Origin of the sequence: Chitinophaga pollutisoli (genome assembly GCF_038396755.1) — a bacterium.
GTDB lineage: Bacteria > Bacteroidota > Bacteroidia > Chitinophagales > Chitinophagaceae > Chitinophaga > Chitinophaga pollutisoli.
In genome coordinates this window covers 863,897-883,052 of sequence record NZ_CP149822.1, presented here as the reverse complement: position 1 = coordinate 883,052, position 19,156 = coordinate 863,897, and the positions used below count along the sequence as shown (strand labels likewise).

Annotated in this window: 18 protein-coding genes; 9 read left to right on the top strand and 9 right to left on the bottom strand. The window is 54.6% G+C overall.

The annotated features are described in order from the left end of the window. Positions 1-98 precede the first annotated feature (98 nt). Positions 99-1,061 carry a YihY/virulence factor BrkB family protein gene (locus tag WJU16_RS03815; protein ID WP_341836998.1) on the top strand — a complete coding sequence of 321 codons (963 nt, stop codon included), beginning with the start codon at positions 99-101 and terminating at the stop codon, positions 1,059-1,061. On the opposite strand, the gene WJU16_RS03810 is transcribed toward WJU16_RS03815, so the two are convergent. Beyond that, on the bottom strand, positions 1,048-1,794 hold the full coding sequence (locus tag WJU16_RS03810) for a DeoR/GlpR family DNA-binding transcription regulator (RefSeq protein ID WP_341836997.1): 747 nt from the start codon (positions 1,792-1,794) through the stop codon (positions 1,048-1,050). The two genes, WJU16_RS03815 and WJU16_RS03810, sit on opposite strands and share 14 nt — an antisense overlap. A gap of 94 nt (positions 1,795-1,888) precedes the next feature. On the opposite strand from WJU16_RS03810, the gene WJU16_RS03805 reads away from it, so the two are divergent. The 5 genes from WJU16_RS03805 to WJU16_RS03785 all read left to right on the top strand — a co-directional run bounded on the left by WJU16_RS03805 (position 1,889) and on the right by WJU16_RS03785 (position 5,758). Continuing rightward, positions 1,889-2,446 carry a 5' nucleotidase, NT5C type gene (locus tag WJU16_RS03805; RefSeq protein WP_341836996.1) on the top strand — a complete coding sequence of 186 codons (558 nt, stop codon included), beginning with the start codon at positions 1,889-1,891 and terminating at the stop codon, positions 2,444-2,446. Positions 2,447-2,647: 201 nt separating this feature from the next. Beyond that, the gene (locus WJU16_RS03800) at positions 2,648-2,854 is read left to right on the top strand and encodes a hypothetical protein (RefSeq protein WP_341836995.1); all 207 of its coding nucleotides are present in this window, start codon (positions 2,648-2,650) and stop codon (positions 2,852-2,854) included. Positions 2,855-2,955: 101 nt separating this feature from the next. Continuing rightward, positions 2,956-3,786 carry an NEW3 domain-containing protein gene (locus tag WJU16_RS03795; RefSeq protein WP_341836994.1) on the top strand — a complete coding sequence of 277 codons (831 nt, stop codon included), beginning with the start codon at positions 2,956-2,958 and terminating at the stop codon, positions 3,784-3,786. Positions 3,787-3,792: 6 nt separating this feature from the next. Further along, positions 3,793-4,782 carry an ABC transporter ATP-binding protein gene (locus WJU16_RS03790; RefSeq protein WP_341836993.1) on the top strand — a complete coding sequence of 330 codons (990 nt, stop codon included), beginning with the start codon at positions 3,793-3,795 and terminating at the stop codon, positions 4,780-4,782. After that, the gene (locus tag WJU16_RS03785; RefSeq protein ID WP_341836992.1) at positions 4,754-5,758 is read left to right on the top strand and encodes an ABC transporter permease subunit; all 1,005 of its coding nucleotides are present in this window, start codon (positions 4,754-4,756) and stop codon (positions 5,756-5,758) included. The genes WJU16_RS03790 and WJU16_RS03785 overlap by 29 nt, the downstream gene beginning before the upstream one ends. Before the next feature lie 61 nt (positions 5,759-5,819). Here WJU16_RS03785 and WJU16_RS03780 read toward each other — a convergent pair whose 3' ends face one another. From WJU16_RS03780 to WJU16_RS03765, 4 genes are all read right to left on the bottom strand, one after another. Further along, on the bottom strand, positions 5,820-6,605 hold the full coding sequence (locus WJU16_RS03780; RefSeq protein ID WP_341836991.1) for a DUF1080 domain-containing protein: 786 nt from the start codon (positions 6,603-6,605) through the stop codon (positions 5,820-5,822). Between the two features lie 37 nt (positions 6,606-6,642). Continuing rightward, complete coding sequence (locus WJU16_RS03775) at positions 6,643-7,887, bottom strand: DEAD/DEAH box helicase (RefSeq protein WP_341836990.1); 1,245 nt, start codon at positions 7,885-7,887, stop codon at positions 6,643-6,645. A gap of 26 nt (positions 7,888-7,913) precedes the next feature. Further along, entirely contained in the window at positions 7,914-8,432 is a 519-nt protein-coding gene (locus WJU16_RS03770; protein ID WP_341836989.1) for a class I SAM-dependent methyltransferase, read from the bottom strand. A gap of 203 nt (positions 8,433-8,635) precedes the next feature. Further along, positions 8,636-10,222, bottom strand: coding sequence for an FMN-binding glutamate synthase family protein (locus WJU16_RS03765; RefSeq protein ID WP_341836988.1), 1,587 nt, complete (start codon positions 10,220-10,222; stop codon positions 8,636-8,638). 344 nt (positions 10,223-10,566) lie between these two features. Between WJU16_RS03765 and WJU16_RS03760 the strand changes: the two genes are divergently transcribed. Both WJU16_RS03760 and WJU16_RS03755 read left to right on the top strand, forming a co-directional pair. Next, on the top strand, positions 10,567-11,100 hold the full coding sequence (locus tag WJU16_RS03760; protein ID WP_341836987.1) for a hypothetical protein: 534 nt from the start codon (positions 10,567-10,569) through the stop codon (positions 11,098-11,100). Positions 11,101-11,116: 16 nt separating this feature from the next. Next, positions 11,117-12,268, top strand: coding sequence for an AGE family epimerase/isomerase (locus WJU16_RS03755; RefSeq protein WP_341836986.1), 1,152 nt, complete (start codon positions 11,117-11,119; stop codon positions 12,266-12,268). On the opposite strand, the gene WJU16_RS03750 is transcribed toward WJU16_RS03755, so the two are convergent. Genes WJU16_RS03750 through WJU16_RS03740 form a run of 3 tightly spaced genes read right to left on the bottom strand, consistent with a single transcriptional unit; the run spans position 12,260 to position 15,403 of the window. Continuing rightward, on the bottom strand, positions 12,260-12,895 hold the full coding sequence (locus WJU16_RS03750) for a response regulator transcription factor (protein WP_341836985.1): 636 nt from the start codon (positions 12,893-12,895) through the stop codon (positions 12,260-12,262). The two genes, WJU16_RS03755 and WJU16_RS03750, sit on opposite strands and share 9 nt — an antisense overlap. Then, the gene (locus WJU16_RS03745; protein WP_341836984.1) at positions 12,888-14,726 is read right to left on the bottom strand and encodes a 7TM diverse intracellular signaling domain-containing protein; all 1,839 of its coding nucleotides are present in this window, start codon (positions 14,724-14,726) and stop codon (positions 12,888-12,890) included. The genes WJU16_RS03750 and WJU16_RS03745 overlap by 8 nt, the downstream gene beginning before the upstream one ends. Before the next feature lie 44 nt (positions 14,727-14,770). Beyond that, complete coding sequence (locus tag WJU16_RS03740) at positions 14,771-15,403, bottom strand: MarR family winged helix-turn-helix transcriptional regulator (protein WP_341836983.1); 633 nt, start codon at positions 15,401-15,403, stop codon at positions 14,771-14,773. A gap of 380 nt (positions 15,404-15,783) precedes the next feature. Here WJU16_RS03740 and WJU16_RS03735 point away from each other — a divergent pair, with 380 nt between their 5' ends. Next, the gene (locus WJU16_RS03735; protein ID WP_341836982.1) at positions 15,784-18,135 is read left to right on the top strand and encodes an ABC transporter permease; all 2,352 of its coding nucleotides are present in this window, start codon (positions 15,784-15,786) and stop codon (positions 18,133-18,135) included. Positions 18,136-18,212: 77 nt separating this feature from the next. On the opposite strand, the gene WJU16_RS03730 is transcribed toward WJU16_RS03735, so the two are convergent. Next, entirely contained in the window at positions 18,213-19,028 is an 816-nt protein-coding gene (locus WJU16_RS03730) for a universal stress protein (RefSeq protein ID WP_341836981.1), read from the bottom strand. Positions 19,029-19,156: the final 128 nt, after the last annotated feature.

The window sequence follows — 19,156 nt, the reverse complement described above, 5'->3', positions numbered from 1 at the left end:
TGTTTATTGTTGATATATACTCAAATTCAGAAACAGCCGTCCCTTTTTCAGGGGACGGTTTTTTTAACCCGTGGCCTTCTTTTTGTGTTAAGGGGGATATGGGAAAACCGTTTATTATCCGCCACGGATGGCAATTGCTTAAATGCGCAGGAAGCGATTTTATGGAAGATAAGGTATTGAAACTCAGTGCGTCACTGGCTTATTCCACTGTGTTTTCCATTGCGCCGATGTTGATTATTATTCTGTTTTTCAGCGATATTTTTTTGGGAAGGGATGCGTTGGAAGGCAATCTTTACCACCAGTTGCGCGATTTGGTGGGGGCTTCGGCGGCCACGCAGATCCAGGATGTGGTGGCCAATTCCTACCTGTCGCCGGATTTTGGCTGGTCCACCATTATTGGTTTCGTGACGCTGGTCATCGGCGCCACAGGCGTTTTTACAGAGATCCAGGATTCCATCAACCTGATCTGGCGGTTGAAGGCGAAGCCGAAGAAGGGGAAAGGACTGTTGAAAATTCTCCTCACCCGGTTGCTTTCTTTCTCGCTGGTGGCGAGCCTTGGATTTGTGCTCGTGGTATCGCTGGTGCTACATGGCATTATTGAAGTGCTGATGGACCGGTTGACGTTATTATTCCCGGATGTGACGGTGGTGGCGGCGTATGTGGTGAACCTGGTGTTGACATTTGCCGTCATTTCCACCTTGTTTGCGGTAATTTTCAAGGTATTGCCGGATGCAAAGGTGCAATGGCGGCATGTGTGGACCGGCGCGATGGTGACGGCGATGTTGTTTATGATCGGGAAAGGCGCGATCGGGTTTTATCTCGGCTCCAGCAGTATCGGGTCGACGTACGGTGCGGCGGGTTCGCTGGTGATTTTGCTCACCTGGGTATACTATTCTTCCGCCATCCTGTATTTCGGGGCGGAATTCACGCGGCAATACGTGCAAAAGAAAGGGGAACGGATTTATCCGAACGATTACGCGGTGTGGGTGGAACAGGTGGAGAAGGAATCGGAGGGCGTGATCACGGAGAAGAAAGCCCCTGAAACGATCACACGACCCTGATGCCCAGTTCGCGGTAAGCTTCGAGGAAAGCCAGGTCGGGATTGTCGGTGATGATGGTGTCGAGATCGGTGATGTCGCACACCTTGAAAGGCTCCGCCGTGCCCATTTTGTCGCCGGTGGCGAGGGTGGCGATGCGGTTGGCGCTTTCGACCATGGTGGTTTTAACTTCTGATTCTTCCATATCCATCCCCGTTACACCGAGAATGGGGTGGAGGCTGCAAACGCCCATGAAGCAAAGATCGGCGCGGACGCGGCGCAGCATCCGGATGGTGTCTTGCCCGCCCGCGGTTTGCGAATCTTTATTGACCCGTCCCCCGGTGAAGATGACCTCCGTTTTCGGATGTTCGATCAGTAATTGTGCGATGGGAACGCTGTTGGTGATAACGGTGATATCGAGTTCGGGCGGGAAGATTTTGACGAGTGACAGGGTGGAAGTGCCGCCGTCGAGGATCACGGTTTGCCCGTTATGGAGCATGCTGAGGGCTTTTTGGGCCATGAGCATTTTATCATCGGTATGCAGCAGGCTGCGCTCCTTGAAAGAATAAGGGTTGGGGGAATGGGGGATGGCCCCGCCGCGTACTTTGATGAGCAGCCCGTTCTGCGCCAGGGATTCCAGATCGCGGCGGACGGTATCTTCCGAGACCTGCAAATCGGTGCTCAGCTCCGCCTGGAGCACTTTCTTGTCTGCATTCAGCTTCCTGAGGATGTAATCCAGCCTTTCTTCTTTCAACATTATTTGCGGTTTCTTGCAAAATTATGCCATAAATAGCAATAAATGGATTTTTCAAATGGGAAATGTTGCATAAATTTGCATCAAATAGCAGAATATGGCAAAGAAACGCATAGCAATTGACATGGATGGAGTGATGGCTGACCTGACTCAGCATTATTGCGACTGGTACTTCGAGCGCACGGGCGAGCGGGTAACCAAGGAGCAGCTGAACGGGGTGCCGGAAACAACAGGCTTCCCGCAGGAGGGGATTGTCCATCATTTCCTGCATACGCCTGGTTTTTTCCGTACTGCGCCGGTGATGGAAGGCAGCCAGCGGGTAATCCTGGATTTAATGGAGCGGTACGAAGTTTTCATCGTATCGGCGGCCGTGGAGTTCCCACAATCGCTGGCGGAAAAAATTGACTGGCTGAAAGAACATTTTCCTTTTATCAGCTGGAAAAATATCGTATTCTGTGGTCTCAAAACCATCGTGAACGCCGATTTTATGATCGACGATTACGACAAAAACCTCCGGTACTTCGAAGGCGAGCGCCTGCTGTTTACCGCTCCCCACAACGTACATTACGAAGATTACAACCGTTACGACACCTGGGAAGATGTGGCGAAGTTTTTTGCCGCGCAACCCGAACCGGCGGTTCCTCACATCGCTTAAATAGAATGGACATATACCCAAGACACTTGGGTAAGGAAAGATGGGCCGGCAACTCCTTGCCGGCTATTTTTTTGTCGTTTTAACTTTCTTATAACAGTTCAATTTTTTATTTTCGGGCCTTGTCAAAATTTTTATTCCTGTTTTACGGGATGACATTTTTTCTACGTGAACTTGTATCTGATCCATTCAATTTCATTTAGTATGACAACCAGCTTAACAACCAAATCACCAACAACCAACAACTTCACGCCGGAACAGGCGATCGCAGACAACCACGCATTCCGCAACCAATCCAACACCGGGATGCCTGTGGCGCAGTACAGGCCTTTGCAGCCGTTTTCTCCACCTTCAGATTTTACAAAGTCAACATTTAAATCCTCCGGCAGTCCGCACTTCCATACGATGTAACGTGCCATTCTATGATGTAACCGGCTGTTTCCATGCGAGGGAGGCAGCATGATCCGTTTATGCCAATTCATTATCCATTTTAAACAAGCAATCCGATTTTTATGTCAGCGCATTTCAATTACCTGCGGGCTTTATGTATTGTAGTATGCTGTATTTCTTTTGTTGCAACCGGTGCACATGCACAGAAAAACGCTGGCCGGTCGGCCTTCACGGCCAGGTTGGTGAACATCGAATCCACGCTGAAGGAACCCTTCCGCTTCAACGCCACGTTGCATAACGGTAGCGGGCGCACGCAATTGTATGAATTTCAGGCATTGGCCCCCGCGGGCTGGAATACGGTTTTCAGGACCGAAGGCAGCCAGGTGGCCGGGCTCCGGCTGGACTCCGGGCGCACCCAGGAAATCTCCGTGGAACTTTCTGCCCCGCCATTGGCCAAACCGGGCAAGTTCAAAGTGCCGGTTATCGCACTCAGCGCGGGCGATACGCTGCGGCTGGAGCTGGAAGCCGTTGTGAAAGGCAGCCATAGCCTCGAATTGTCTACACCTACCGGCCGCCTCAGCGACGACATCACCGAAGGGTCGAAGAAACAAATCCAGCTGACGGTAAAAAATACCGGCACCCTGCCGCTGGAAGGCCTGGAACTGACTTCCCAGGCTCCCGCGAACTGGAGCGCGTCATTCGAACCTTCCCGGATCGACAGGCTTGAACCAGGGAAAACACAGCAGGTGACGGCTACACTGAGCGTTCCGGATAAAACCATCGCCGGAGATTATGTTACCAATTTTACCGCCAGGAATGAGCACGCCAATTCCGCCGCCGCATTCCGCATGACAGTTAAGACCTCGCTGCTTTCCGGCTGGCTGGGCATCCTGGTGATCCTCTGCTCGGCAGGCATCGTGTATTACCTCATTCGTAAATATGGAAGAAGATAATTTGATATGGACCATCCGATAATTCAACTGGAAGGATTGACCAAACGCTACGGCCGCGTGAAAGCGGTGGACAATCTCTCGCTGCAGATCGGGAAGGGTGAGATATTCGGCCTGATCGGACCGAACGGCGCGGGGAAAACCACCACGATCCTCATGTTGCTGGGTCTGACGGAACCTTCGGCCGGCAAGGCTATGGTCTGCGGCATCGATGCCACCCGGCATCCGATCCCGGTCAAGCGCAAAGTGGGCTACCTGCCCGACAGCGTGGGGTTCTACGATAATCTCACCGCATTGGAAAACCTGCAATTCATCGGCCGGCTGAACGGTATCCCGGAACATGCCATCGCTGCCCGCGCGCGGAAGACGCTGGAACTCGTGGGGCTCGAAAAAGAAATGCATAAAAAAACCAGTGCCTTCTCCCGCGGGATGAAGCAGCGGCTGGGTTTGGCGGACCTGTTGGTCAGGGAACCTGAAGTCATGATTCTCGATGAGCCCACGCTGGGCATCGATCCGGCCGGTATCCGCGAGTTCCTCGAACTGATCCGGCAACTCAGCCGGCAACAGGGTCTGACCGTGCTGCTGTCGTCCCATCACCTGCACCAGATGCAACAGATCTGCGACCGGGTGGGCATTTTCGTGGAAGGGCGGCTCCTGGTGGAGGGGAATATCGACACGATCTCCAGCCGGTTGTTCGGGAAGGAGCCGTATGTGGTGACGGTGACGGTCCGGGAGGATTTGGCGGTGCACCCGGCTCTGGAGCAACAGTTGCGGAGCATCCAGGGAGTGCAGGACGTGAAAGTTGCGGGCCATGCGGTGGAGTTGTCGTGCCGGACGGAGATTACGCCGGACGCGGTGCGGCTCATGGTGCAGGAAGGGCTGAGCATCACGGCGGTGCAGCGCAAAGCCTATGGCCTGGATGAGATCTACCAGCGTTATTTTGAAAGCAATCCAAAAATGAGTGAAACACATGGAAAAGTCCAGCATATTTATCCATAAAAAACTGTTTGCCCGGCAACAAGCGCCGGCCAGCCCTTTCCGGGTGATCGTGCGGAAAGAGGTGGGCGATCATATCCGCAGCTGGCGTTTTATCGTCATGCTGTTGCTGATCCTGTTCACCTTTATCGGTGCGATGTATGTTTCATTGTCCAATATCCGGCAGGCAGTGGCCAATTCCAGCGATCCCGACCACCTGTTCGTATACCTGAAATTGCTGACCACGTCCGACAATTCGTTACCGACTTTCCATATTTTCATCAGTTTCCTCGGGCCTTTGCTCGGTATCGCGCTGGGCTTCGACGCGGTGAATGCGGAGCGGAGCAATGGAACGCTTATCCGCCTGGTAGCCCAACCGGTGTACCGTGATAACCTGTTACTGGCGAAGTTCTACGGTGCCTTGCTGGTGGTGGGCGTTTTATTCCTGTCGCTGGTGCTGCTGATGATTGGCGGCGGGCTGCTGTTTACAGGTGTGCCGATCGAATGGGCGGAGTGCTTGCGGATGATGGCTTTTGTGGTGCTGAGTGTTGTATATGTAGGTTTCTGGCTGAGCCTGGCTATTTGCCTGTCGGTATTGTTCCGATACGCGGCTACTTCGGCGCTTACCGCCATCGGGATATGGTTATTTTTCACGGTGTTCTACCAGATCATCGTAAACATGATCATGCGCTCGATCGTGCCGGACACGGCTTATTTGCCGGAGGAAAGCGTGATCTCGTTCAACAATCTGTTCCTTTCGCTGTTGCGGATCGCGCCCAGCCAGTTATATACGGACGCCGCCACTACACTGCTCATGCCTTCCGTGCGCAGCCTGGGGCCGCTCACGATGGAGCAGATGGCGGGGGCCATTCCCGCGCCCTTGCCGTTCAGGGAAAGCCTCATGATCGTATGGCCGCAGCTGACGGGATTGATCGCGGCTACCACGGCATGTTTCGCGTTGTCGTACTGGTTGTTTATGAGAAAGGAGATCAGAACCTGATCGGCGTTATAGTTCAACGCGGCAACGGGAGCGGTTTGTCCGCCTTGTTGCCGCGTTCTGTTTACCGGTTACCCGGCAGCTTTTTAATCCGGATGTTCCGGAAATCGATGGGCTGGCCTTCGCTTTGCAGGGCGATGTGGCCGGAGGTGAGGGGCTTGCCGTCGATTTTCTGCGCGGGATCGTAGCGGTTGGCTACTTCCCCGCCAATGGACGGCTTGCTGTATTGCAGCACCGTGTCGCCGTTGATGATATGCTGGATGAGGGAATCACCGTAAACGATCAGCTCCGCTTTCACCCATTCACCTTTTTCATACGTTTTGGAACTGGAATTGATGCAATGCTGGGTATTGAATTTGCCCTGGTAAACGATGTTGGTGCCGGGGGAGCACATGTTGCCCGTGGGGCGCGGCTGTCCGTCGCCCAGGCCCGCCAGAAACTGCATTTCCACCGATATCGGCCAGTCCTGCTCCACCGGCATGGTGCGCGGGTCTTGTGAATGGAACATTACGCCGCTGTTGAGTATGGTGTAGGAAGGCGCCGTTTTTTCCCATTCACCGGTGAAGCGGTATTCCATCTGCAGGTGATAATGGGAGAAAGGCGTGTTATAGTACAAGTGCCCATATTGTTCGTTGAAATCGCCGTACTGGTCGTACCGCACCTGGATGACGCCGTCTTTCACCCGGAAAGTATTCCCGAAGTTCTTGCCCACAGGGTGATGGTGGATCTTGACAGTCCAGTTTTTCAGGTTTTTGCCGTTGAACAGCGAAATCCATTCGCCGTCGCCGGGAGCGGGGGAGGATGCGGTGAGTGCAATACAGGCCAGGAGGCCGATCCAAAGTTTTTTCATGACGTTAAAAGCGTAGATCGGCGTCCAAAATAAGGAATTACTTCTTTTTCTTCTTCTTTTTTGCGGCCTTCATCGCGGCTTCGTGCTGTTCGATGAGCAGCTGCACGTTTTCGTTGGGAACTTCTTCTGAAAACTGGATGGTGGCTTCGTATTCGTTTTTGGAGATGGTCATTTCCTTCACGGGCTTGCCGATGTATTCATGGATGGCGTCGAGCAGGGGTTTTTCTTCCGGGCTGCAGAAGCTGATGGCCTGGCCTTTCTGCGTGCCGCGGCCCGTGCGGCCGATGCGGTGGACATAGCTTTCAGGGTCTTCCGGCAGGTCGTAATTCACAACATAGTCCACGTTCGGGATATCGATCCCGCGGGCGTTGACGTCGGTGGTTATGAGGAGCTTGTTTTCGCCCTTGCGGAACTCGGTCATCACGGCTAGGCGGTCGCCTTGTTCTTTGCCGCCATGCATGGCGAGGCTCTGGATGCCGACGCGCTCCATGGCCGCCACAACGCGTTCCGCCCTTACTTTCGTGCGAACGAACACCAGGATCTTTTTATCGGGGAACTCGCGCACGAGGCGTTCAAGGAAAAAGCGTTTATCATCCATACCCACATACGCCACGGCATGACTGATGTTTTTGGACACGGGGTCTTCCGGCGAAATCTGGATACGGATAGGATTGCGGACCACGGAGTAAGCAAGGTCTTTGATATGTTCGTCGATGGTGGCGGAGAAGAACAGCGTCTGGTGGTTGGACGGGATGTGTTTGATCACGTCGCGGATATCGCGGATGAAGCCTAGGTCGAGCATGTGATCGGCTTCGTCGAGGATGAGGGTTTGCACGTGGGAGAGGTCGAGGTGCCCCTGGGCGCGGAGGTCGAACATCCTGCCGGGAGTGGCGATGAGGATGTCTACACCTTTATCCAGCTTCCTGATCTGGGCTTCCGCATCTACGCCACCTACAAGGCCGAGGATGTCTACCGGTGTATATTTCCCGAGTTGTTTGAAGACTTCTGCAATTTGAAGGGCGAGCTCGCGGGTGGGTACCATTACGAGGCATTTCACTTCACCGCGGGTGCGTTTCGAACGGTGCCGCTGTTGCATGAGCTGTAATACGGGAATGGCGAAGGCGGCCGTCTTGCCTGTACCGGTTTGTGCGATGGCGAGTACATCATCGCCCTTCAGGATAGAGGGGATGGCTTTATATTGAATATCTGTCGGCTTTTTGAAGCCCAGGTCTTCCAGGCTCCGCTTCAGCTCTTCGGAGATGCGGTATTGTTCGAATTTCATGCGGCCACAAAGGTAGGCAAATTCCCTCAGGGTGCGGGAGATGGTTGCGAGATGATGCAAACCACGGGTGCGGGCGCCAGTTTTTTGAACAATACGTCCCGGATCACATACCCGCCTTTTTCGAGCTGTCCCGAAATCCGTTCGGCAAACCCCTGCGCCTGTTCCATCCCGGCAGAGGGCGGCGGCTGATGAAAAACGTACAGGGCACCCAAAGGCGCCAGGTAATCCCGGATCAATGAAAGCTCCTTCTCTGCGTTGTTCAGAAATATATTGACATTAAAGGCGAATATTTTATCGAAACGCTGGCCAAGCGCTGTCTGGCAGAATGTCTGGTGGATGAAATCGGCCTCCAGGCCCTCGTTTTTACGTTGCGCCTTGTCGATCATGGCCCGCGATGCGTCTACCGCCGTGATGGTTCCGGTTTTGAGCTGCGGCGCTATCAGGGATACGGCAATGCCATGCCCGCATCCGATCTCTAGAATATGGTCGTCCGGGTCGATATGGAGCATTTCAACTGCCCAGGTAAATCTGTCGTTCACTTTCATGCTGGTATGCTGATGTTGGAATATAAATATATTAAAAATATGCATTATGTAGACTGCAGTGCGATTTGGTTGATACTCAATGAATATACGAAAAATAATCCTTCGGGCTGGCGCTATGATGATGAAGGAATAATGGGAAAGGGTGAATAAAAATAGCCGCCCCGGGTCGGGGGCGGCCATATGCTTGCGGGTGAAATGGGCATTTACACCCAGCGGTCTGCGAACGCTTGTTCGAAGTCCTGCTTATATTTTTCCGGGATGCGGCTTTCGCGCATGCAATTGGGTTCCAGGCTCGGGAAGATATCCTCGAAGGTGCGCACTTCGTTCATGAACACGCGGCGGTAGATATGGGAGCGGGTGAGCTTTTTGTAATCGTCGATCCCGGCGGCGCCGATCAGTTCCACGAAGGTTTTGAGCGTGTCTTCATGATAATTGGCCACGCGTTGCTTTTTGTCGGCCACCACAAGCCCTACAGACAGGGCGGGGTCCTGGGTGGCTACGCCGGTCGGGCATTTGTTGGAATTGCACAGCAGCGCCTGGATGCAGCCGAGGGCCATCATCATGGCGCGGGCGCTGTTACAGCCGTCGGCCCCGAGGGCTACGGCGCGCACGAGGTGCCATCCGGAAAGGATCTTGCCGGAAGCGATGATTTTGATGTGGTGCCGGATATTGAAACCGATGAGCATGTTGTGCACGAAAGCGAGGCCGTCGAGCAGGGGGGCGCCCACGTGGTTGCTGAATTCCTGGGGAGCCGCGCCGGTACCGCCTTCGCCGCCGTCCACGGTGATGAAATCGGGATAAATATCCAGCTCGATCATGGCTTTGCAGATGCCGATGAACTCGCTTTTACGGCCGATGCACAGCTTGAAGCCGACGGGCTTGCCGCCGGAGAGCCCGCGCATGCGATGGAGGAAAAGCACCAGTTCTTTCGGGGTGTTGAACGCCGAGTGATAGGGCGGTGAGTAGATGGTGGTGCCGGGCTTCACGTGCCGGATGGCCGCGATCTCGGGCGTGTTCTTTTTGGCCGGGAGGATGCCGCCATGGCCGGGCTTGGCGCCCTGGCTCAGCTTCAGCTCGATCATTTTGATCTGCGGCAGTTGCACGGTTTGGGTGAAAACCTCGTCGGAGAAATTTCCTTCATCGTCGCGGCAGCCAAAATAGCCGGTGCCGATCTGCCAGATGATGTCGCCACCCTGTTTGATGTGGTAGGGGCTGATGCCGCCTTCGCCGGTATTATGGGCGAAGTTGCCGATTTTGGCGCCTCCGTTGAGGGCTTCGATAGCGTTGCTGCTGAGGGAGCCGAAGCTCATGGCCGACACGTTGAAGATGCTGGCGGAATAAGGTTGTTTGCAATCCTTGTTCCCGATCGTCATCCGCGGGTTATGGTTCAGTTTGTGAAAATCTTTGGGGGCGATGGAGTGGCTCATCCATTCGTACCCTTCTTCGTACACGTCGAGCTGCGTTCCGAAGGGCATGGTGTCCATTTCCTTTTTGGCGCGCTGGTAGATGGTGGAGCGGTCGATCCGGTTGATGGGCCTGCCATCTATGTCGGACTCCACGAAATACTGGTACATTTTAGGGCGGAGGGCTTCCATCCAGTAGCGCATCCGCCCCACCACAGGGTAGGTCCGCATAATGGAATGTCTTGTCTGGATCATGTCGTTGATTCCCATTACTGTCAAACCAGCTACCGCCGCCGTGGTCACGTACCACCAGGCGCTGGCGTACCAGCCCAGGAGGAAGGTGCCGATGAGGGCGATGACGGCGCTGATAATAAATCCTTTCCGCATAATTTGGTTCTTTTTAAAACAACTGCAAAAATAGTGAAATTTAGTATTGACGGGCGTTTTGGAGGATTTTTCCCCTAATGCCGGCTTTTCAAAACACTATTCATCCTTTCCCGCTTTTCCTTGCCTTTTGTTCAAAAAAGCCTCCGAAACTTAGATACTTTCTTTTCTTCCTTCTTTACCCCTCATACAACAACACACCCTATTTATTGTTATATAATGGTAGTTGGCCCTTTGTCCTCAACAATTCGCGTATGGATGTATTTATACTCCTCCATTACCGCCCGTCAGGAATCCCCGTTTTGTAAAATGGCGCCGGGATAACCCGGTGCATAAAACATTGTGGTATGAGCAAATTGATGTTGATGACAATGTTGGGCACGCTGCTGGGCAGCGCCGCCCTTTTCGGCCAGGACAGCTCCTCGGCCGGCATGCAACTATCCGAAGACGTGGTGCTCCGCCTCTTCGGCCGCACCCGCGAAACCGTTTTCACCGAATTGCTTCGCGTGGGCCGCAGCGAACAACCCGAGTTCCTTGAAGTTTTTTACGCCTATGCGGAAGAAAAAATGCCCGTAGCGCAGATGCGCAACCTGCTGCTGCGGACCTACAACGAAAAATTCCAGGCGCTCGACGAACCGATGCTGCAAAACCTCACTAAAAACATTCTTAAAAATGACCGCGAATTCGTGGACCTGCAAACCCGGTACTACCGCCGCATGATCAAAGTAATCGGCGCCAACCGCGCCGCGATGTTTTTCCAGCTCGACAACTACCTGGATCAAAGCGAACGGCTGTATCTGCAAACCGGCCTGCCCTTCATCCGCGAACTGGAAACCGGCCGTAGAATCGCCGCCACACGGTTGCAGCCACCCGGTCATTAAATTTCTATTATTTGCTATGCAAACAACCCTCAGGCAATCACTCGAACGGGAAAGAGACCATATCCTTGGATTCTGGGACCGGGAAATGACGGACCACCGCTTTGGCGGATTTTATGGAAAGATGTCGGCCGGCGGGAGACCGGATCCCTTCGCCCTCAAACCTTCTGTGCTTACTTCGCGCATCCTGCAAAGTTTTGCTGCCGGGGCCATCCAAACCGGCCGGTCGGAATGGCTCGCCGCGGCCGGGCGCGCCTATGCCTGGTTCCGCGACCACTGCATCGACCCCGAATTCGGCGGCGTGGTGCGGGATACCGATTACGCCGGCCGCTGCCAGGATCCCCTCAAGGAACCCCATGCCATGGGCCTCGCCCTTCTCGGTCTCGCCACCTGGCAACACGCCAACCCGTCGACCGAGACCCTTCATCTCGCCAAAGGTATTTACAGCCTGCTGCAACTCTACACCCACGACCCCGTCCGCGGCGGATACACCGGCGCATGCTCGCGCGACTGGCAATCCGGACAACCCGAACGCAAATCCATGTACGACCAGCTCCATATACTAGAAGGTTTTTCGGCGCTCTACGCCGTTTGGCCCGACGACAGCCTGCGCCATCACCTCCACGACCTCACCAAACTTTTCCTCGACAAAATCATCGACCCGCAAACGCACCACCTGCGCCTGTACTTCGACGCCGACTGGAAACCCGAAGGCAACATGATCTCCTACGGGCACGACATGCAGATTTCCTGGCAGCTGCAGCGCGCCGCCGAAGCCCTGGGCGACGAAGCGTTGCTCCAACGCACCCGCGAAGCCGCGGTTCAGCTGACCGACGCGGCCCTCGAAGGCATGGATACCGACGGTGGCCTGTGGTACAAAGCCGACCCTGAAACAAAACACCTGGTGGAAGAAAAACGCTGGTGGCCGCAGGCGGAAGCCATGGTGGCGCTGGTGAACGCCTGGCAGGTGAGCGGCGATGAAAAATACCTCGCGCAGGCGGGAGACACCTGGCGCTTCACCGAGGAAAATATCATCGACCGGGAACTGGGGGAATGGAGATGGGGCGTCAACCGCGACGGGGATCCGATCCCCGAAGATCTGGCGGGCTTCACCAAAGGGCCCTGCCACAACAGCCGCGCCTGTATGGAAATCGTGCAGCGGTTACAATAAACCGTGCGTTCTGGCGAAATTGAGAATACCCGCGATATTGCGGACTTCCAGCTTGCGCATGATATTCTTGCGATGCGTATTGACGGTGAATTCACTGATCGACAATCGTGATCCGATCTCCTTGCTCGTTAATTCGCTGCCCACCATCCGGATGATTTCCACTTCCCTTCTCGTTAAATGGTATTTCCGCAGGAATTCGTCCAGGAAATAGGAGGGGAGCGGTTCTTCTTCGACAGCAATGTCTTCGAACCATTCGCCGCCTTCCGCGATGAGGCGGATCACGCGCTGCAATTCCCCGGCGGATGCGCTTTTGAGCAGGTATCCGTTGGCGCCGAGCCTGCGGACTTCCGCCACGAGCTGCGGCTGGTTGTAGTTGGTGAGCACGAGGATGCGGACGCGGGGGTATTGCCGGCGGATTTTTTCCAGGGCGCGGATGCCGTCGAGATGCGGCATGTTAAGATCGAGCAGGATGATGTCTACCGGTGTGGAAGCGAGTTTTTCGAGGAGCTGGCGGCCGTCGTTAACGGGTTCCAGCAGGGTGTAGCCGCCGGCTTCGCGGAGCAGCGAAAGCATCCCGTCTATCAGGAGCTGATGGTCGTCGGCGATGAGCAGTCGGAGTTCAGGCATAATTTCCATTCATTTTCGGTAGCGGCAGTTCGATATTGATCAATGCGCCGCTTTCGGTTTGATGTTCGATTTGCATCATTCCTTCCAGGTAATCAACTTTAGAACGGATGCTGCGCAGGAGCTGGGGCGCGGGCAGTTCGCCGGTAAAGCCTTTCCCGTCGTCTTCCACCATCAGCGTGCAATGGTCCTCGTGCTCTATCAGCTGGATGAGCACATGCCCTGCATCGGCGTGGCGCAATACGTTTTGCAGCAATTCCTGGATGATGCGGTATAAAATAACCCGGAAGTTCCGGGAGTAATGCGTATCGTTTTCAAAGCCGATGATGACCAGTTCGATCCGGATCCTGCCCGAAGCGTTGGCGATCCCGGCCAGGTCGGTCACCGCTTTCACGAGGCCGTATTTTTCCATGGCCACAGGCGTGAGCTGGTGGCTGATGTTGCGCACCGTTTCACTGATTTCTTTGATGATGCCGCTGGCGCGTTCCGCCGGGGCGCTTCCCTGCATGGGATTCCCTTTCACCGCATCGAGCTGTAGCGAGGCCAGGGCGAGTAGGGAGCCGATTTCGTCGTGCAGCCGGTCTGCCAGCACCTTCCGCTCGTTCTCCTCCACCGTCACGATCGTATCGGTCAGTTGTTTCTGCTGTTCATTCATCTTTTGCAGGATGGCTTCCTTTTCTTTTCTGTAAAACGAAAAACGTGCCGCCAGTCCGAAGGTGATGATGATCATCTCCAGCACGATACCGGTAAACAATCCGTAATGCGCGAAGTACGACGGCAATTTTACGGTGCCCAGGTGATAGAGGTTTTCCATCACCGTAAAAAACATCAGCACCAGCACCGCCGCTATGTAAATCATCGAAGGGCGGTTCCCTTTCACAACTTTGTAGATCAATCCCGCCAGCAACAATCCCAGCGCGGCCAGCGAAAAGAACGGCAGCGCGCGTAATAAAACCATCGTAGCCTGCGCGTACTGCTGATAATGGATGGGCCACAATGTGATAACCAGCATCGCGAGCCAGACGCCCTGTGCAAACAACAACGGTTGCCGCAAACGGCTGCCCGGTTGCCCCAGGCCGGTGAATACTTTCAGGAATTGCACGGTAAGAACGAAGTTCGCGAATACGAAAACCACGCGCGAACGGCTGGGGAAATATTCGGATTCCGGCCAGAGATACTGGAACCCCAACCCGCTGTTCGACCAGATCCAACCCAGCGTACTCAGCACATAGAGCGCGTACCAGCCGTATACCGCGTCGCGGGTGTTGGCGTACAGGAAAGCGCCGAACAACACGATCAGGAGCACAATGCCCGTGAGGATGCCGTTGATCAGCGCCGAACGCTCACTTTCGGCCCGGAAAACAGAACGGCGTTCCAGCCGGAGCGGCGCCTGCAACGATTCATGATGCTTGTCGATCTTGAGCAGGTACAACCCCGGACCATTACTGAACCGGAACACGAACGACGGATGCCTGACCGGCCGCTGGTGAAAGGGAAAGTAATCGCCCGTAAGCGACAACAGCTGCATTGCGTTGCGCCCCGCAGCATACCATTCCAGCCGGTTGATATGCGGATTATCCGCCACCAGCAACATGTTTTCCGAGAAGGCGACATCGGGCGCGGTAACGGCGATCCAGAAATGGGATGTGGTATAACCGGGATTGAGGTAAGAAGGCTGCAGCGGCCTGAAAGCTCCGTTCTGCCATGCTGCCAGCGCCCCCGCGGGCGTGAGTTGCCGGGAACTGTCTTCCAGTACATGGAACGACTGCTGTCCTGCTACGGAAAGCCGGCAAAAAATCAGCAATACAATCGACAGGAGAGCCCCTTTCAACATCCGGTATGGGAAATGGTTAAGGCTACAAGATAGGGAATTCTCGTTCAGGAAGTTTTTTTGTCTATCAGATCGTCGAGTTGCTGGAGATCGTCCTGGAAAATGGGTTTATGGAAACCATGCAGCCGTTCGAGCATTTCGAGGAGCTGGTATTGTTCGCGGGGGAGGAGGTCGCCAAGGATGAGGCGCGAGATCTTGTCCATATCGCCGAACAGTTCGCCCATCATTTGCTGCCCCGCGCCGGAAACCTGGATGAGCTTGCTGCGCCGGTCATTGGCGTCGGGCGTTTCTTCGATGAAGCCGAGCTTCACGAGCCGGTTGATGATTTCCATCCCGGTGGGTTTTTCCTGGATATTCTGCTGGATGAGCGCTGTTTTGTTCATCGGCCCGTACTGCAGGAGCGAAACCATGTAACCGAACTCATCCATCGACTGGATGGGCCGGCGCTCCAATGCGCGTTTGAAATACAATTTTGCGTACCGGTGCATATACACCAGCAATTTGCTGATCAGACCCGGCACGTGGTCGTCGCTGTAGTGATTTGTAGTCCTGACGATTTCCGGAGACTGGCCTTCCTTCAGCCAACGCACGAAATCCTTGATATCACCGCTGCCTTCTCCCGCGGATTGCTCATATTCCTCCGCCAGGTCTATCAGTTGTTTAATTAAACTGTAATCCAATTTGTAATGTTTCCTGCGTCAAGTTAACGGTTAATCTGCAATCAATTAGTGTGAAAACATTTCATTGAATCTGAAAATAGACTATTTTTATACTATAATGCATGTGTTACATGTATTGCGGCTGATTGCTGAACCCTTCCCGGAAACGGGTTTGGGCGGTGAAAGGTCAATTCAGATGGAGTGTAGAGACCGCTTCACTCCTGGAGCGGTTATTTTTCCATTTTCCGGATATTTGTACCAACAGCCCGGGCCGCCCGGTGTCCGAAAGCGGACGTTACTTGTCCGCCAGTGAACGGTGATGTTTTGCCCACTCCGCCATGGTAGCGGGTTTTGTTGGCGGCATGGGGATTGTTCCCTTCGATCCGACCAATTACTCGCTTATGTTCAGGCACACCCTCTTATTGATATTCCGCAATTTCAGGAAGTACAGGAGTACATTCTTCATCAACCTGACCGGTTTAGCCAGCGGGCTGGCATGCGCCATGCTTATTTGCTTGTGGGTGATGGACGAGTACCGGATGGATAAACTGTTTTCCCACGATGCGCGCATCCTGCATGTCCTGGGCAACCACCATCAGGAGGGCGGCATTAAAACCGCTTTGGCGACACCCGGTGTAATGGCTGAAGCCCTCAAAGCGGAAATGCCCGAAGTAGAATACGCGGTAGCCACGCGCCCGCCGGGCTCGATGCCCCGCTTCACCATCAGTTCGGGCAACGAACATTACAAAGCGCGGCAAATGTTCGCCAGCGCCGATTATTTCAAGGTATTCCCCTTTCCCCTGGCCGACGGCAATCCCGAAACGGTGCTGAAAAACAAAAAAACGATCCTGCTGTCGGAATCCACGGCGCAAAAACTTTTCCATACCACCCACGGCCTCATCGGCAAACCGGTAACCTGGCGGCAGGAGGAGACTTTCACCATTTCCGGCATTTTTAAAGACCTCCCCTCCAACGTGACCGACCCGTTCGACTACATTGTTTCTTACGACGTTTTCCTGGATAATTTCAACGTGCATTGGGATAACCACAACGTCCATAACTTCGTCATACTCAAACCCGGCGCAAACGTGGCGGCGTTTGATGCGAAAATCAAGGATTTCCTCAAAACGAAAATCGACTTCACCGCCGTGACATTGTCCACCCAGCCGCATTTCGAAAACTACCTGTACGGCAAGTTTACGAACGGCGTGCAAGATGGCGGCCGGATCGAATACGTGCGGTTGTTTTCGCTGATAGCGCTTTTCATCCTGCTCATCGCCAGCATCAATTTCATGAACCTTTCGACGGCCCGCGCATCGCGGAGGATGAAGGAAGTAGGGGTAAAGAAGGCGATCGGGGCGGGAAGGCGTTCCCTTATCCTGCAATACCTCGGCGAATCGCTGCTGCTGGCGTTTATGGCGCTGGGTGTGGCGCTGGTGGCGGTGTTTCTCCTCCTGCCATTTTTTAATACCATTACCGGTAAAGAACTTTCGCTGTTCGCGGATATGCGGATGACGGGTATTTTCCTGCTGCTGACGATCGTAACGGGTTTGCTCGCGGGCAGTTATCCGGCGCTGTATCTTTCCGGTTTCAGGCCGGTGATGATTTTGAAGGGCCAGTTCACATCAACCATCCGCGAATTATGGGTGCGCAAGGGGCTGGTGGTTTTCCAGTTTTCCATTTCCATCGTCCTGATCCTCGCGGTGATCGTCGTGTTTCTCCAGCTCCGGTTCGTGCAGGGCAAAAACATGGGATACGACCGGGAAAACGTGGTGTATTTTTTCAAGGAAGGCAAACTGCGGGACGATAGCCGGCAGTTCATGCAACGGCTCCGGGAGATACCGGGCGTGGTGAACGCCAGCAACGCCACCGGCAACCTCACTACACACTGGGGTACCACCACCGGGGTGGAATGGCCCGGTAAGCAAAAAGGGCTGAACATAGAATTTGGCTGCCAGGCGATTGATTTCGGGTTGATTGAAACGATGGGCATGCAAATGGCCAAGGGCCGGGCATTTTCGCCGGCTTTTCCCACAGACAGTACAGCCGTGATCATCAATGAAGTAGCCGCCGCCGCGATGGGCTTGGACGATCCTATCGGCAAGCAGGTGGATTTTTGGGAGGAAAAAGTGACGATCATCGGTGTGGTGAAGGATTTTCATTTCAAAACGATCCATAAAGCGGTAACTCCCTGGATTTTCTACTTTCGGCCCGACCAGGCCAACGCCGTGGTGGCGCGCCTCGCGCGGGGCGACCAGCAGGAAACGCTCCGGCGCATCGAATCCCTGTTCCGGGAGATGAACCCCGGCAGCATTCCGGATTTCCGTTTTATGGATGAAGACTTCCGGACGGTATATGTGTCGGAATTGCGGGTGGGCGTACTGTCGCGCTATTTCGCGGGGCTGGCGGTGATCATTTCCTGCCTGGGGCTCTTCGGGCTGGCGGCGTTCACGGCCGAACGGAGGATGAAGGAAATCAGCGTACGCAAGATATTGGGCGGAAGCGCGGCGCATATCGTGCTGCTGCTATCGGCGGACTTCACCAAACTGGTAGGTGTAGCGGTGTGCGTGGCGCTGCCGTTGGGGTATCTCATTACCCGTAAATGGCTGGACGGCTTTGCCTACCGGATCGAATTGCAGTGGTGGTATTTTGCGCTGGCGGGCGTGTTGGCGCTGGTGACGGCGTGGCTGACCGTAGGGAGCCAGGCGGTGAAGGCGTCGCGGGTAAACCCGGTGCAGCATCTAAAAGATTAGTTCACTGTTTCCCCATTCATGTAAAAGGCCCGCGGCATTCGGTAGCTGCGGGCCCTTCTTTTTTCATAAGCATCCTTTTATTTAATGACCAGCACAGGAATGCCGGCGTTGAAAGCGAGCCGTTTGGTGGCGCTGCGATGGAAGATCTCCGCGAAGAAGCCATATTCGCCGGGCACTGCCAGCAGTAGGTCGGCATGGGTTTCGCCAGCGTACTCCTGGATGGCGGTTACCAGGTCGGTATGTTGGATCTCGCGGTATTGCGCCTGGGCAAGGTGCAGCGCTTCCGAAAGCGCAGGCGGCGGGGTATCGTCGGGCTCCCCGGTTGTAACGTGCACTACTTCGATTTGTGCATCCAACGTGCTAAGTACGGAACGGATGCCTTCGGCCTGTGCGGGCTGGAGGGTTTGCTTGCGGTCGTAGGCGAAGAGGATGCGTTTTACTTTGCGCATTTCGGCGCCGGGTGGAACGATGATAAGGGGGACGTGCGTGCCGTGCGCCACATCGAGCGAGTTGCTTCCGATGAAACGTTGGCCCAGGGGACTTTTACCGGTAATGCCCATCACGATGAACGTGAAATTGGCGGCGTTGGTGGCTTCTTTCATGGCGTCCATGAACGGGAGGGCGCTGATATGGGTGTCGAGCTGAACGTATTCCACCAGCTCCGCCTGCAGGTCTTTTTTCCATTTGGCGATTTCCGTTTCAATACCGGCGATGTATTCCGGCGTGTCGGCGGGGAGCATGGTCAATACCGTGGTATTGGCGGAAGGCGGCAACCCGTAGGCATGGAACAGGGTGATCGTCGCCGGGTGAATCTGGCGGGCGAGGGAAATGGCGTACCGTGCGGCATGGAAAGCTGTGTCTGAATAGTCTACCGGAACGAGGATTTTTTGCATGACGGGTCGTTTTTCACTATAACAATCAAGGGCTCATATTGTTAGGGCGGCGGTGAATATTCCTTGCCTATCTTCGCAAAACATAGTGCGAAAAAAAACTATTTTTGCGGCCGCGGCGGTAGCGGCGA